Source organism: Salinivibrio sp. IB574 (assembly GCF_001996205.1).
In the GTDB taxonomy this organism is placed as follows: Bacteria; Pseudomonadota; Gammaproteobacteria; order Enterobacterales; family Vibrionaceae; genus Salinivibrio; species Salinivibrio proteolyticus.
Window position 1 is genome coordinate 1 of sequence record NZ_MUFN01000034.1, and the last position, 13,915, is coordinate 13,915.

12 protein-coding genes and 1 tRNA gene are annotated in these 13,915 nt (G+C 49.3%); 7 read left to right on the plus strand and 6 right to left on the minus strand.

Going from position 1 to position 13,915, the window contains the following annotated elements; genetic code table 11:
- Positions 1–515: 515 nt before the first annotated feature.
- The 3 genes from BZJ17_RS14345 to BZJ17_RS14355 form a co-directional block, all read right to left on the minus strand.
- Positions 516–728, minus strand: a complete 213-nt coding sequence (locus tag BZJ17_RS14345; protein WP_069589232.1) for a hypothetical protein — start codon at positions 726–728, stop codon at positions 516–518.
- A gap of 75 nt (positions 729–803) precedes the next feature.
- Positions 804–2,351, minus strand: a complete 1,548-nt coding sequence (locus BZJ17_RS14350; protein WP_198534179.1) for a PLP-dependent aminotransferase family protein — start codon at positions 2,349–2,351, stop codon at positions 804–806.
- A 62-nt stretch (positions 2,352–2,413) separates the two neighbouring features.
- Positions 2,414–2,500 (minus strand) — tRNA-Leu (locus BZJ17_RS14355).
- 216 nt (positions 2,501–2,716) lie between these two features.
- On the opposite strand from BZJ17_RS14355, the gene BZJ17_RS14365 reads away from it, so the two are divergent.
- From BZJ17_RS14365 to BZJ17_RS14395, 7 genes are all read left to right on the plus strand, one after another.
- On the plus strand, positions 2,717–3,217 hold the full coding sequence (locus BZJ17_RS14365; protein ID WP_077641162.1) for an RDD family protein: 501 nt from the start codon (positions 2,717–2,719) through the stop codon (positions 3,215–3,217).
- 519 nt (positions 3,218–3,736) lie between these two features.
- The gene (locus BZJ17_RS14370; RefSeq protein WP_077457540.1) at positions 3,737–5,179 is read left to right on the plus strand and encodes a YfcC family protein; all 1,443 of its coding nucleotides are present in this window, start codon (positions 3,737–3,739) and stop codon (positions 5,177–5,179) included.
- Positions 5,180–5,805: 626 nt separating this feature from the next.
- Positions 5,806–7,026: an arginine deiminase gene (gene arcA, locus BZJ17_RS14375; RefSeq protein ID WP_069589238.1), complete on the plus strand. Its 1,221-nt coding sequence runs from the start codon at positions 5,806–5,808 to the stop codon at positions 7,024–7,026.
- A gap of 58 nt (positions 7,027–7,084) precedes the next feature.
- Positions 7,085–8,011 (plus strand): carbamate kinase, encoded by a 927-nt coding sequence (arcC, locus tag BZJ17_RS14380; RefSeq protein WP_077641163.1) that lies wholly within the window; start codon positions 7,085–7,087, stop codon positions 8,009–8,011.
- 26 nt (positions 8,012–8,037) lie between these two features.
- Positions 8,038–9,042, plus strand: coding sequence for an ornithine carbamoyltransferase (argF, locus tag BZJ17_RS14385; RefSeq protein WP_077641164.1), 1,005 nt, complete (start codon positions 8,038–8,040; stop codon positions 9,040–9,042).
- A gap of 168 nt (positions 9,043–9,210) precedes the next feature.
- Positions 9,211–9,699 carry an arginine repressor gene (locus BZJ17_RS14390; protein WP_069589242.1) on the plus strand — a complete coding sequence of 163 codons (489 nt, stop codon included), beginning with the start codon at positions 9,211–9,213 and terminating at the stop codon, positions 9,697–9,699.
- Between the two features lie 66 nt (positions 9,700–9,765).
- Positions 9,766–10,158, plus strand: coding sequence for a RidA family protein (locus tag BZJ17_RS14395; RefSeq protein WP_069589244.1), 393 nt, complete (start codon positions 9,766–9,768; stop codon positions 10,156–10,158).
- Positions 10,159–10,219: 61 nt separating this feature from the next.
- Here BZJ17_RS14395 and idi read toward each other — a convergent pair whose 3' ends face one another.
- From idi to parC, 3 genes are all read right to left on the minus strand, one after another.
- Positions 10,220–10,780 carry an isopentenyl-diphosphate Delta-isomerase gene (idi, locus tag BZJ17_RS14400; RefSeq protein ID WP_077641165.1) on the minus strand — a complete coding sequence of 187 codons (561 nt, stop codon included), beginning with the start codon at positions 10,778–10,780 and terminating at the stop codon, positions 10,220–10,222.
- A 14-nt stretch (positions 10,781–10,794) separates the two neighbouring features.
- Positions 10,795–11,529 carry a 1-acylglycerol-3-phosphate O-acyltransferase gene (locus tag BZJ17_RS14405; RefSeq protein WP_077641166.1) on the minus strand — a complete coding sequence of 245 codons (735 nt, stop codon included), beginning with the start codon at positions 11,527–11,529 and terminating at the stop codon, positions 10,795–10,797.
- A gap of 108 nt (positions 11,530–11,637) precedes the next feature.
- On the minus strand, positions 11,638–13,896 hold the full coding sequence (parC, locus tag BZJ17_RS14410) for a DNA topoisomerase IV subunit A (RefSeq protein WP_069589249.1): 2,259 nt from the start codon (positions 13,894–13,896) through the stop codon (positions 11,638–11,640).
- Positions 13,897–13,915 lie beyond the last annotated feature (19 nt).

The following is a 13,915-nucleotide window of genomic DNA, read 5'->3' on the forward strand; positions in this document are numbered from 1 at the left end:
ACGTCCAGTAAATCCACCGAAGCTTCAATACTGCCGTTTCCGCTCGACTTGCATGTGTTAGGCCTGCCGCCAGCGTTCAATCTGAGCCATGATCAAACTCTTCAATTAAAGTTTTTTCGAAACCGAAGTTTCAGCTCAATGAATACTGATTACTGTTTATCTCCGAAGAGAAAAACGAATTGACTGTGCTCCTGTTGGTATCCACTTTTAAAAAAGTGAAATCAAAACAGCTCAAGGCTGCACTAACATGAATTGGTCACTCAGTTCATCGAATAAATCTTTTTGTCTATTCTCAACGAGTGCCCACACAGATTGCATAGGTCAAATTGTTAAAGAGCGTGTCGATTTAGTGTTCGGCATTTCGTGACTTGCGTCTCATTGCCCCGTCGACAGGAAGCGCAGTATAGAGATTTCAGTTTTTCCCGCAACCCCTAAATATAAAAAAAATGCGCCTTGCGGTTTGTTTGTCTACAAAACAAACAAAAACCGTCAAGACGCCAAAGATTACCGTTCAATTAATGCTGATTCTGGCGCTCTTCTGCCCGCTCTTTCGCGCGGCAATGTCGAATAGACGCCCACGCCATAAAGAAAAGTACAAAAGGGATGGCGCCAGCGGTCCATTCAGCCCACGTGTAGTAAGCCAATGTTTCAATAATGATGACATGGCCCAGAATCAGTAGGGCTGCGCAGATAATCGCAACGACCATCATGCTTAGCTCTGATTTCATCCTTTTCTCCCCCTAAAGTGTGTGCCCAGTTAGTGTATGMCTAGGGCCAGTGACGGGATTAGTACAAAGCCACCGCTATTTAGCTGTAACAGTATCGGCTATTGATAAAGATGAGAGCACAGTCGCAATCTGTGTAAGGCCGCTGTCAACGCTCGCTGGCGCATCAGCATCAACAGTCTCAGGTGCACTGATAGAGAAGTTTAAGCGGAAGCTGTCGTTAAACCGATCGTCAGTGGCAAACAAAGCGCCCGGTGCGAGTGTAATGCCATATGGCAGGAGTTCTCGAAATAGCTGGCGAGTGTCCATGCCATTATTCAGTGTGACCCATAAGAAGTAGCCACCTTGAGGGTCGGTGATCGATGCACTCGTCGGCAAAATACGACGCAGACTGTCACGTACCGCGTGTTTGCGCTGTAACAAGGCAGTGCGCAAACGGCGCAGGTGTGCGTCATATCCACCCTGCTGCAAATAATGCGCGATAGCGAGCTGGTTAGGAGCACCGACAGATAAACTGGACACATACTGTCGCTTTTCAATTTGTGTGGCATAACATCCTGCCGCCACCCAACCGACCCTGAAACCAGGCGCTAACTGTTTCGAAAACGACCCACAATGCAAAACCAGCCCTTGGCTGTCATAACACTTCAGTGGCATGGGGCGTGATTCAGAGAAAAAGAGCTCACCATAGACATCGTCTTCTATTAAAGGGACTTGGTGACGCGCGAGCAGTGATACCAGAGCAGGTCTATCTTTTTCAGGAATCGATGCCCCCGTTGGGTTATGAAAATTACTCATCAGCCAGCAAGCAGCTACGTGGTGAGTACTCAACGCAGCTTCAAGCGCGTTTATATTCACTCCCGTTTCAGGATCAACCGGCACGGGCACGGGTTCCAGTTGCAACCGCTCAAGGGTTTGCAGCACCCCATAAAAGGCTGGCGCTTCGATGATCACTTTATCCCCGGGCTGAGTCAGGGCCGCCAGTGATAGGCTTAACGCTTCGATGGCACCATTGGTGATGATGATCTCATCCAYCGCCACTTTTATTCCTTGCCGCAGATAGCGCTGCGCAATCATGCGACGCAAGCCTTCATCGCCGGGAGGAAGCATGGTGAGATAATCTGGATGCGATGATTGACGAAGGACTCGTGCCATCGCCCGCCCTAACGCTTGCATGGGAAATAGCGTGGGATCAGGGAACGCCGAGCCGAACGGAAAACACGAGCCTGACTTGCTCGCACTGATCACATCAAAGACATCTTGATGCGCCTGCAGCCAATGAGAGTCTGCTTGAGGACGCGCCAAAGAGTCGGAGGACAATTGATTGTAATGCGGACGCACAAAGTATCCAGCTCTGGGGCGAGCCTCAACCCAGCCATCCGCTTCTAACTGCTCATAAGCGCGCATGACAGTCATTGGGCTAACATGTTGGAGGCGGCTCATCTCACGAACGGAAGGGATCCGCTCACCGGCTTGCCACACCCTTTGATCGATTTGCGTTTTTACCCAAACGGCGATGTCTTGATAGCGAACTTGCACCATACCACTCCCTGTGACAACCACGGCTCGATAATACCTTGCCGTGTTCGCTTTGCCTTGCGCGATACCCGAGGATTGTGAAGTCATCACGATTCAGGCGACATAAACGAAAAAAGCCCCTGTCTTTCGACAGGGGCTTTTTTGGGATTTGGTGCCGAGAGAGGGACTTGAACCCTCACACCCGTTAAGGCGGCGGATTTTGAATCCGCTGCGTCTACCAATTCCGCCATCTCGGCAAGTGCTGGCAATTATACGTACCGCCCTTTCGAGTGCAAGCATTAAAAAACAAAAAATGTTTGTTCGCGCTATTTTTAACCAATTCGCGGTTAAATACATCAAAGGCGGTGTAATCATGAGCAAACGACATCGCAAAACCGCCCTATCAGCTTACTCACCCAAACAGTGAATGTGCTAGGCTAGCGGCGACTTTGATACTTGGATGTAGCTAAACCATGCAGACTTCTTCTATTGCATGCCCAACCGCCGGTTTTTTTCGCCGTCTTGCTGTTTGGGTTTATGATCTTTTGATTGTTGCCGCATTACTTATGCTTGCGGGCGGCGCGGTGATGGCAGCATTGGCTATCGCACAAGCGCTCGGGATGTCGATGACACCTTATCAAGATGCCAGTGATTTCCTCACCCATCACCCAGTCGCGCAGCCTCTTTACACCGCCTATCTCGCCTGTGTGATTTGCGGGTTCTACGGCTACTTCTGGTGTAAAGCCGGTCAGACGCTGGGGATGCGGGCCTGGCGCCTGCGCATTCAAAATACTGACGGTAGTAATATTCGCCCTACACAAGCACTGATCCGTCTTGCGACAGCCTGCTTTGGGCTCGGTAACCTTATCGTGATTTTCGATAAGAACAACCGTGCGTTTCAAGATCACTTCGCAGAGTGCGACATGATCGTATTACCGAAGCCCGCCAAAACCCCGAAAAGAAAGAAACAATAGCTCTTATTGGGAAGGCTGCAGTGCCTTCCTCTTTTCTTCAACAATTCTATCGCAACCTCTAAATTTGATATAAAACAAAAAAACAGCGAGTTTTTAATCCTGCGACATTTTTACTTAATCTGCTTTTTATTCACCACACCTATCGAGCAAATGTGACTAATTACGCAGTCTATTCACATAGAAAAGTCATGGTAGCTTGGTGGTTAGCGGTTAAACCAAATTTAAAACAATAAAAACCCACTTCACCATCATACTAAGAACATTCTGATTGATATATCTAAGCACGCAAACTAAACAGCCATTCACTTTTAATCTGCTCATCAATTAAGCGACAGCATACAGTCCCTTTCTTTTGTGAGATATCACTAAGAACTATTCACGGATGCACTTTTACAATAAAGAAAAAGCCACTGACGACGGCAGATAAGAACAACGAAAATAACGTGAAACTTAAAAGAGTTACCTCAACACGTGTAGTGCCCTATTTTATTGCACTCAGAAGAGGTATGAGGAGATAGTATGAGTACCCAAAGTGTTCCTGAAAAAAAAGGTTGGTTCGCCAATCTGAAATTCCCATCCGCCTATACCATATTGTTCATTCTGATTGCCTTGGTCGCCGCGCTTAGTTGGATAGTACCTGCCGGTCAGTACGAACGAGAATATAACGCTGAACTCGGCCGAGATGTGCCTGTATCAGGCACCTACCACCAAGTAGAGAGTAACCCTCAAGGCGTGGTCGACGTGCTGCTGGCCCCCATTGACGGTTTTTATAACCACGAAACCTATGAAGCGGCCGCCATTGATGTCTCACTCTTCATCCTCATTATTGGTGGCTTTTTAGGTCTGGTGACCAAAACCGGTGCCATTGATGCAGGAATTGAGCGGGTGACCAAACGCTTAGAAGGACGCGAAGAGTGGATGATCCCTATCCTAATGGGCCTCTTTGCCGCGGGCGGTACGATTTACGGGATGGCCGAAGAGTCCTTGCCTTTTTATACCCTACTCGTCCCTGTGATGATGGCGGCACGCTTTGACCCTGTGGTAGCAGCGGCTACCGTACTCCTCGGTGCCGGTATTGGTACTTTAGGATCAACCATCAACCCGTTTGCAACTGTCATTGCCGCGAATGCCGCCGGTATCCCTTTTACCGATGGTATTCTGTTACGCCTCGCTATCTTGGCCATTGGCTGGCTTATCTGTGTTGCCTATGTGATGCGTTATGCCCGCAAAGTGCGCGCCGACCAGAGCCAATCCATTGTTTATGATCAGTTTGAGAGCAATAAAAAACACTTCCTTGGCGATCATGACGAAACACAAACGCTTGCTTTCACTACCACGCGTAAAGTGATCTTAGGCATTTTTGCTGCCGCATTTGCCGTGATGATCTATGGCGTATCCTCACTAGGATGGTGGATGGCCGAGATCTCTGCCGTTTTCCTCGGTGCGGCGATTATTATTGGTCTGATTGCACGTATGAGTGAAGAAGAGATCACCACCAGCTTTATTGATGGCGCACGAGACCTTCTGGGGGTGGCCCTTATCATCGGTATTGCCCGCGGTATCGTGGTGATAATGGATAAAGGCATGATCACAGATACCATCTTAAACAGTGCTGAAGGTATGGTGACTGGGCTATCGTCTTTTGTTTTTATCAACGTTATGTATTGGCTGGAAGTCTTGCTGTCTTTCTTGGTGCCATCATCATCTGGTTTGGCAGTCCTCACCATGCCTATCATGGCGCCACTGGCTGACTTTGCAAACGTTGGGCGCGAGTTAGTCGTAACCGCTTATCAATCTGCATCCGGTGTCGTCAACCTCGTCACCCCAACCTCCGGCGTGGTGATGGGCGGCCTTGCGATCGCTCGCGTTCCCTATGTTAAATGGATCAAATGGGTGGCGCCTTTACTCGGTATTCTTACCATCATGATTATGATCATGCTCAGTGTAGGTGTCATGCTATAACCTCTATTGATACACCGACTAGCGCGCTCACGTATTCGTCAGCGCGCTTTTTTATGTCTGCCACTCCCTCGCTTCACCACGCTGATATATTCCTCTTATCTTCTTATAACAACATGGCACCGTATTTCTCTTTTTACACCGTTCCGTTACCGGTATAAAACGGACATCCGCCATCGGACACTAAGTACAGTTATTTTACACTTTTAACAAAAAACGTATTTATATCGACATCAATCACAGTTTTGAGGAAAAAAACGGCTTTATTTGTTAACAAAGAAAAAACAGAAAGATAGCCATTCACTTATTACGCATACCCTCATCATTCAAAGTAATACTGATTGGCATAAAAAAGAAAACAGATCCGCATTAATAAAGGGGAATTAAAAAATATTTCGTTAGACACTCACAATTCCTGCTTAATTATTAAAAAACAAAAAAACCTCATGCCATAAATACCATTAACACAGGGTAAAAAAGGCAAAATACAATGTTTTAATTCACTGTGATCTAACTTCAAGAATACCCCAGACACCGCGTTAGAATGAATCTGTACCCAATAATACATCTGCACTTTTTATTCATCCCTTCCGATAAAAAGCCAAGCAGAGATATACGGAGAAAGAAAGATGAACAACTTCTATGTCGGCTCTGAAATTGGTCAATTACGTACCGTGATGCTGCATCGTCCTGAGCGTGCGCTCACCCACTTAACACCATCAAACTGTCATGACTTACTATTTGATGATGTTCTGTCCGTTGAACGTGCAGGTGAAGAGCATGACAAATTTGCTCAAACCCTACGTGATCAAGGCGTTGAAGTCCTCCTGCTCCAAAATCTACTGGCTGAGACTCTAGATGTACCTGAAGCCAAAGACTGGCTGATGAACCTAAAAATCTCGGATTATACCTTCGGCCCTTCGTTTGCTAATGACATCCGTTGCTATTTGAATGACTTACCTCACCATGAACTCGCGTCGATGTTCTTAGGCGGATTGGCCTACTCTGAGCTGCCAATTGCAACAACCTCTATGTTGCAAGCCATGCACGCACCGTCCGACTTTATTATTGATCCACTCCCCAACCACCTATTCACCCGCGATACCTCCTGCTGGGTTTACGGTGGTGTATCAATTAACCCAATGGCGAAACCCGCGCGTAAACGTGAAACCAATCATCTTCGCGCCATTTATAAATGGCACCCTCGCTTTGCGAACGGTGATTTTATTACCTACTTCGGCGGCGAAAATATCGACTATGACAACGCCACCATTGAAGGCGGCGATGTTACCGTCCTCGGCAAGGGCGTGGTACTTATCGGTATGTCCGAGCGCACAACCCCACAAGGGGTAGAAAACTTGGCTTCTAGCTTATTTAGACACGGCCAAGCCAAACAAGTGATTGCGATGGAGCTACCGAAACACCGCTCTTGCATGCACCTTGATACCGTGATGACCCATATGCGCGAAGATACCTTCTCGGTATACCCAGAAGTGATCCGTAAAGACATCAAATGCTGGAGCCTCACCGGTGATCGCACCGGCAAGCTAAACGTTCGCGAAGAGGATTACTTCCTGACCGCGATTGAAAAAGGACTGGATGTTGGCCCACTAAATCTGATCACCACAGGGGGTGACAGCTTCGAAGCCGAACGCGAACAGTGGAATGATGCTAACAACGTACTGACTGTCCGTCCTGGCGTAGTCGTGGGTTATGAACGCAACACCTATACCAATGAAAAGTATGACAAAGCGGGTATCACTGTGTTGTCGATTCCTGGTGACGAATTAGGTCGCGGTCGTGGCGGAGCACGCTGCATGAGCTGCCCAATCCATCGTGACGGCATCTAATCACCTTGTTGGGCTGAGCAAGTAGCTCAGCCCCCACCGACTGTAGAGAGTATTAAGTATGAAAAAACAAACTGTGGTGGTGGCACTCGGAGGCAATGCACTCCTTCGCCGGGGTGAGCCTTTAGAAGCTGACATTCAACGCGCCAATATTGCCAAAGCAGCAAAAACCATTGCGGCGATTGGCGAACAATACAACGTGGTGCTCGTGCACGGTAATGGTCCACAGGTTGGCCTACTCGCCTTACAGGGGCTGGAGTATAAATCCGTCACGCCATATCCACTTGACGTTCTCGGTTCAGAAACCCAAGGCATGATTGGCTATATGTTAATGCAAGAGCTGCATAACTTAGCCCCCGAGCAACACGTTTCTTGCATGCTCACGCAAATGACCGTCGATCCAAATGATCCCGCGTTTGCCAATCCCACCAAGCCCATTGGTCCCGTTTACGACCAACAAGAGGCCTCGGCGCTGGCTGAAAAATACGGCTGGGATATCAAACCAGATGGCCAATATTATCGTCGTGTTGTACCCAGCCCACAACTGATTGCGCAAGGACACCTTGTGATTTGTACCGGTGGTGGCGGCATTCCTGTGATTCAAGAGGGGAATCAGCTTAAAGGGATTGAGGCTGTGATTGATAAAGACATGTCAGCGGCTTTCCTTGCTCGTCAAATCAATGCCGATGCCTTGCTGATTTTGACCGATGCCGACGCGGTGTATTTGGACTATGGCCAACCCACCCAACGCGCATTGGCGGATACCACCCCTGATGATCTGAGCCAATACACCTTCGACGCTGGCTCCATGGGACCCAAAATTGACGCGTCCTGCGAATTTATCCGTCAAGGCGGAAAACTGGTTGGCATCGGTGCCTTAGAGGATGGTCTTGCCATTCTTGCCGGCCAAGCCGGTACACGTATTCGTGCCCAAGCAGTCAATAACAACAATATTTCTCACGGCCAACCTGCACCAGCGCAAGCCTGAGACCAATAACGAGAGGATTACCCACTATGGCATTTAATCTACGTAACCGTAACTTTCTAAAGCTGCTGGACTTCACACCCCGTGAGATCCAACACTTTATCGACATGGCCATTGAACTCAAAAAAGCCAAATACAATGGCTATGAAACCCCACGTTTAAAAGGCAAAAATATCGCGCTGATCTTCGAAAAGTCGTCGACTCGTACCCGTTGTGCGTTTGAAACCGCCGTGTTCGACCAAGGCGGACAAGTCAGCTATATCGGCCCAACAGGCTCTCAAATTGGCCACAAAGAATCCATGAAAGATACAGCCCGTGTGCTTGGTCGCATGTATGACGGCATTGAATACCGTGGCTTTGGCCAAGCGATTGTTGAAGAGCTGGGCGAATATGCTGGTGTACCGGTCTGGAACGGGCTAACCACCGAGTTTCACCCCACCCAAATCTTGGCGGATTTGATGACCATGATTGAACATGGTCGTGGAAAACAGCTTCACGAAATGCGCTTTGCGTACCTCGGTGATGCCCGAAACAACATGGGCAACTCTTTGATGGTGGGTGCGGCTAAAATGGGGATGGATATTCGTCTAGTGGCGCCAAAAGCATTCTGGCCCGAAGAAGAGCTGGTCGCACAATGCCGCGCGATCGCTGAACAAACGGGCGCACGCATTACCCTCACCGAGGACGTGCAGGAAGGTGTCAAAGACTGTGATTTCTTGTACACCGACGTGTGGGTATCTATGGGTGAATCCAAAGAAGCATGGGATGAGCGTGTCGCATTGATGAAGCCTTACCAAGTCAATATGGACGTGGTCAAAGCAACCGGCAATCCATACGTAAAATTCATGCATTGCTTACCTGCTTTCCACAACAACGAAACCACCGTGGGTGCGGAAATCGAAGCCAAATATGGCTTAAAAGGCCTTGAAGTGACAGAAGATGTCTTCGAGTCCGACTATTCGATTGTCTTTGATGAAGCAGAAAATCGCCTGCACACCATCAAAGCGGTCATGGTTGCCACGCTCGGCGACTGATCCACGCGCCGGGTGCCTATGCATCCGGCGTCTATTCTTTGCGTCAAGCAGTGACCATCATCAAGGTTTGCCCCCGCCAACACTGATACTATGCGTTTAAAATCACCAGAAAGCAGTGAAATTCACTATTTTCGAGGTTAATAGCCATCGATTATAAAGGAGTGACCGGTGAGTGATTATGCAATTCCGTCGGTGACAGCCTCCAATCCGGAGGAGAATATCCTCTCAGCCTGCCGGCATTTATTACAAACCCAAAGCTTTACCACCCAAGACGAAGTGCGTCAGCAGTTGGTCCAACTGGGGTATCTCGACGTCAGCCAATCTACCGTCTCTCGTTTGCTCTCCAAACTTGGAGTGGCAAAGATCCCAAATGCACATGGACAGAAGGTGTATTCGATCAGTGGCGATATTGAGCCCGTTTACGCGGTGTCATCGGTGGGATCTCAAATTGATGAAATCACGTGCAGTCATGCCATGGTGGTGATCAAAACCCACCCTGGTGGTGCGCAGTTGATCGCGCGCTTAATCGATCTGAATCGTCACCCTGCGATTTTAGGCACGGTAGGCGGTAACGACACGATTTTTGTTGCACCTCGCCGTGTGAGCGAGTTGAACTTATGCGAAAAAGCAGTACGAGAACGTCTGGCAAGCGAGTAAGTACTTTACCTCGCCGCGCAACCGTTGCAGACTATTAACGTCGCTTTTTTAACAAAGGAACACAGCATGACCCAAGTACTGCAAACTGAGCAGGCACCTGAAGCTATTGGCCCATATTCACAGGGTGTCGATCTCGGCAACATGGTACTGACTTCCGGTCAGATCCCTGTCAATCCAGTGACTGGTCAAATTTCACCAGAGATCACTGCTCAAACACGCCAATCACTCGATAACGTTAAAGCCGTTGTTGAAGCGGCGGGCCTCAAAGTGAATGACATTGTTAAACTGACTGTCTTCGTTAAAAACCTTGAGGACTTTGCGGAAATCAATAAAGTCTACGGCGCTTTTTTTGATGAGCACGGCGTAGAAAACTATCCCGCCCGTTCTTGTGTGGAAGTCGCTCGCCTTCCTAAAGATGTAGATATTGAGATTGAAGGGATTGCGGTGCGTCACGCGTAACCTATGCCCTTGCATACAAGAAAGCGGCGTTTGACGCCGCTTTTTTTATGCTTTCTCACACCTAAGCCATAGCATGCGTCGGCGTCATCGCACAAATGTGAGCAAATACCTGTGAGAACCAAGCCGTAAATTGCTCCGGCGAGTCCGCCAGTGCCGCTTGTATATCTTGCTCCGACCACCAGCGACAATCCGATACCTCATCGGGGTTTAAGATCATCTCCACATGATTCACTTCGCACGCAATCACCTGATCCCACTCGTGCTCAACCAGACCGTTATCCAGTTCAGCACGGTAGATAAAGACAGGCCCCATGGCGAAATCAAGCGGACGTGCAATACCAAGCTCTTCATATAAACGCCGCTTGGCCGCGGCAGCCACAGGTTCATCTTTTTTGGGGTGCGAGCAGCAAGTATTGGTCCATAACCCACCGCTGTGATATTTGCTGTCAGCACGACGCTGAAGCAAGAACTCACGCTCACCGTCTTGGTTAAGACGGTATAACATGAGCGAAAAGGCCGAGTGCAGCCATCCTTGCTGGTGGGCCTCCAACTTTTCAGCGGTCCCCTTGGGTTCACCCTCAGGTGACACCAAGACCACATGGTGACGCTGGGTTGGGGTCATGAGACACTCCTCAATTATGCAGACTGCTTATTACGCTCAGCCACTTCCGCATCCAACTGCTCAAGTTTCGCTTTCATCAGTTGATGACAGTGTGCAGCAAGTTCGCGCACATTCTCTTTACTGTAGCCCTCGACCGATATCGGTGCCATCACTTCCACAATCACATGACCATTGTTCCAACGGTTCGCTTTGCAATGATGGGTCGAGCTACATACCACCGGCACCAGCGGCACTTGTGCGCCAATGGCAGCATGGAATGCGCCAGTTTTAAACGGCAATAAGCCACGGCCACGCGAACGTGTTCCCTCTGGGAATAACCATACGCATAATTGCTTCTCACGGATCTTTTCAATCACTTGAGCAATGGTTCCCATCGCTTTACTGCGGTTAGCACGATCAATCAATACGTTTCCGGTAAGCCAATACAGTTGACCAAAAATCGGGATCCACAACAGGCTTTTTTTGCCCACAGTGACCGCACCCGGCATCAGTGCATTCGAGAGCGTGACCATGTCCCAGTTACTTTGGTGGTTAGCAATACACACACTCGCACCCGGTTCACGTTGTGCGCCCTCGGCAAAGCGCAGTTCTACCTTGGTACCAAATAAGCCAGATAGACGACCAAACCATTTACTAATCTGGTAGCAGTTGCGTGGGTTACGTGGACTGAGCAGGCAATACAGCCCACCAAACACAAATAGCAAGATTGCGACAATCAGTACGGCAATCAGCCGTAACACAATAATCATTTCTCTCTCCAAAAGAGCAGACTGTCAAAGGCGAGTCAGTATACGGATTCGGAACAAAAATGCACCTAGTGAAAAAACGCACCTTCCAAAGAAGGTGCGTTCATCGGACTAGCTGTCTTGCTCGTCAATAAGGATTTCTACCGCAGAGACCCGTTGCAGGCCTCGTGGAAGCATGCTGCCACGACGACCCCGTTCACCACGGAAGTTGTCGAGATCGGCCGCTTTTAAGGTCAACTTACGCTTGCCTGCATGCAGGGTCACGCCTGCTCCTTGCGGTAAGACATGTAACTGACTGAGCACCTCATCACGTGATTTGGCGCGCGCACCAGGGATATTGATGATCTTGTTTCCTTTACCTTTGCCCAACTGTGGCAAATCATGGATAGGGAATACCAACATCCGTCCCTCATTGGAAATGGCCAAGATCTGATCCGTTTCTAAGTCGTGAATACGGCGAGGCGGCATCACTTCGGCATGCTCAGGCACAGTTAACAGCGCTTTACCACTACGGTTTTTCGACAGCATGTCTGCCTGTTTACACACAAAGCCATAGCCTGCATCCGAGGCAAGTAACGTCAGTTGGCTTTCATCCGCCATCATCACATGACGAATCGACGAGCCTGGGGTGATATTGATACGGCCCGTGATCGGTTCACCCTGACTGCGCGCCGACGGCAAGGTGTGCGACTCAATGGCATAGCTACGTCCATCTGACCCCAAGAACACCGCAGGTTGATTGCTCTTGCCCGGCGCCGCATCGAGAAACTTGTCTCCCGCTTTATAGTTAAGCCCAGCCGCATCAACATCGTGCCCCTTGGCATGACGAATCCAACCTTTTTCCGACAGCACCACGGTAATCGGCTCACTGGGGATCAAATCACGCTCCGTCATGGCTTTGGCTTCTTCACGTTCCACCAACGGCGAGCGTCGATCATCACCGTACTTTTCGGCATCGGCGAGGATCTCTTTTTTGATCAAGGTATTCAACCGACGCTCTGAGCCTAACAGGGTTTGCAACTTGTCCCGCTCTTTGCTGAGCTCATCTTGCTCACCACGGATTTTGATCTCTTCGAGTTTAGCCAATTGACGCAGTTTGATCTCTAGAATCGCTTCCGCTTGCTTCTCACTAAGCCCAAAGCGCTTGATCAGTTCTGCCTTTGGATCATCCTCACTGCGGATGATTTCAATCACCTCATCAATATTGAGGTACGCGACCAATAAGCCCTCAAGAATGTGCAAACGCGCCAACACCTTCTCGAGACGATACTCCAAGCGACGACGCACCGTATCCCGACGGAACGTCAACCACTCCGACAGGATCATTTGCAGCCCTTTTACTTGCGGGCGTGCATCGAGGCCGATCATATTGAGGTTAACGCGATAGTTTTTCTCAAGATCCGTTGACGCGAATAAGTGATTCATCAACTGATCACTATCAACTCGGTTAGAGCGCGGCACCACCACGATACGTGTCGGGTTTTCGTGGTCAGACTCATCACGCAAGTCATCGACCATCGGCAGTTTTTTCGCCCGCATTTGGTTGGCGATTTGCTCGAGTAACTTGGCACCAGAGACTTGATGCGGCAGTGCTGTGATCACAATGTCGCCGCTTTCTTTGTGCCAACGAGCTCGCATCTTGATGCTGCCACGACCACTGGTATAGAGCTTTTTCAGCTCGTGATGAGGCGTAATGACTTCTGCTTCAGTCGGATAATCCGGCCCTTTGACGTATTCCATCAGGCCATCCAGATCGATACTGGGTTTATCAATCATCGCCGCCAGCGCGTTAGCAAGTTCGCGCGCATTGTGCGGGGGAATATCGGTGGCCATACCAACCGCAATCCCGGTTACCCCATTGAGGAGAATATGAGGAAGGCGCGCAGGTAAGGTTTTCGGCTCTTTCATGGTGCCATCAAAGTTTGGCACCCAATCCACGGTTCCTTGTCCTAGCTCTTGTAAGAGGACTTCCGAGAAACGCGACAGGCGTGATTCGGTATAACGCATCGCCGCGAACGATTTGGGATCGTCCGGCGCCCCCCAGTTACCTTGACCATCCACCAGCGGATAACGATAAGAGAAGGGTTGCGCCATCAATACCATGGCTTCGTAGCAGGCAGAATCACCATGAGGGTGATACTTACCGAGCACGTCCCCAACGGTACGCGCTGATTTTTTATATTTGGCGGAGGCAGACAGCCCCAGCTCAGACATTGCATAAATAATTCGGCGCTGTACCGGTTTTAATCCGTCACCGATAAACGGCAGCGCACGGTCCATGATGACGTACATCGAGTAGTTGAGGTAAGCATCCTCTGTAAACTTGCGCAAGGCAAGCTGCTCGACGCCATCATAAGTCACCTCTGTCATGCTGATAGTATCCCGTTAT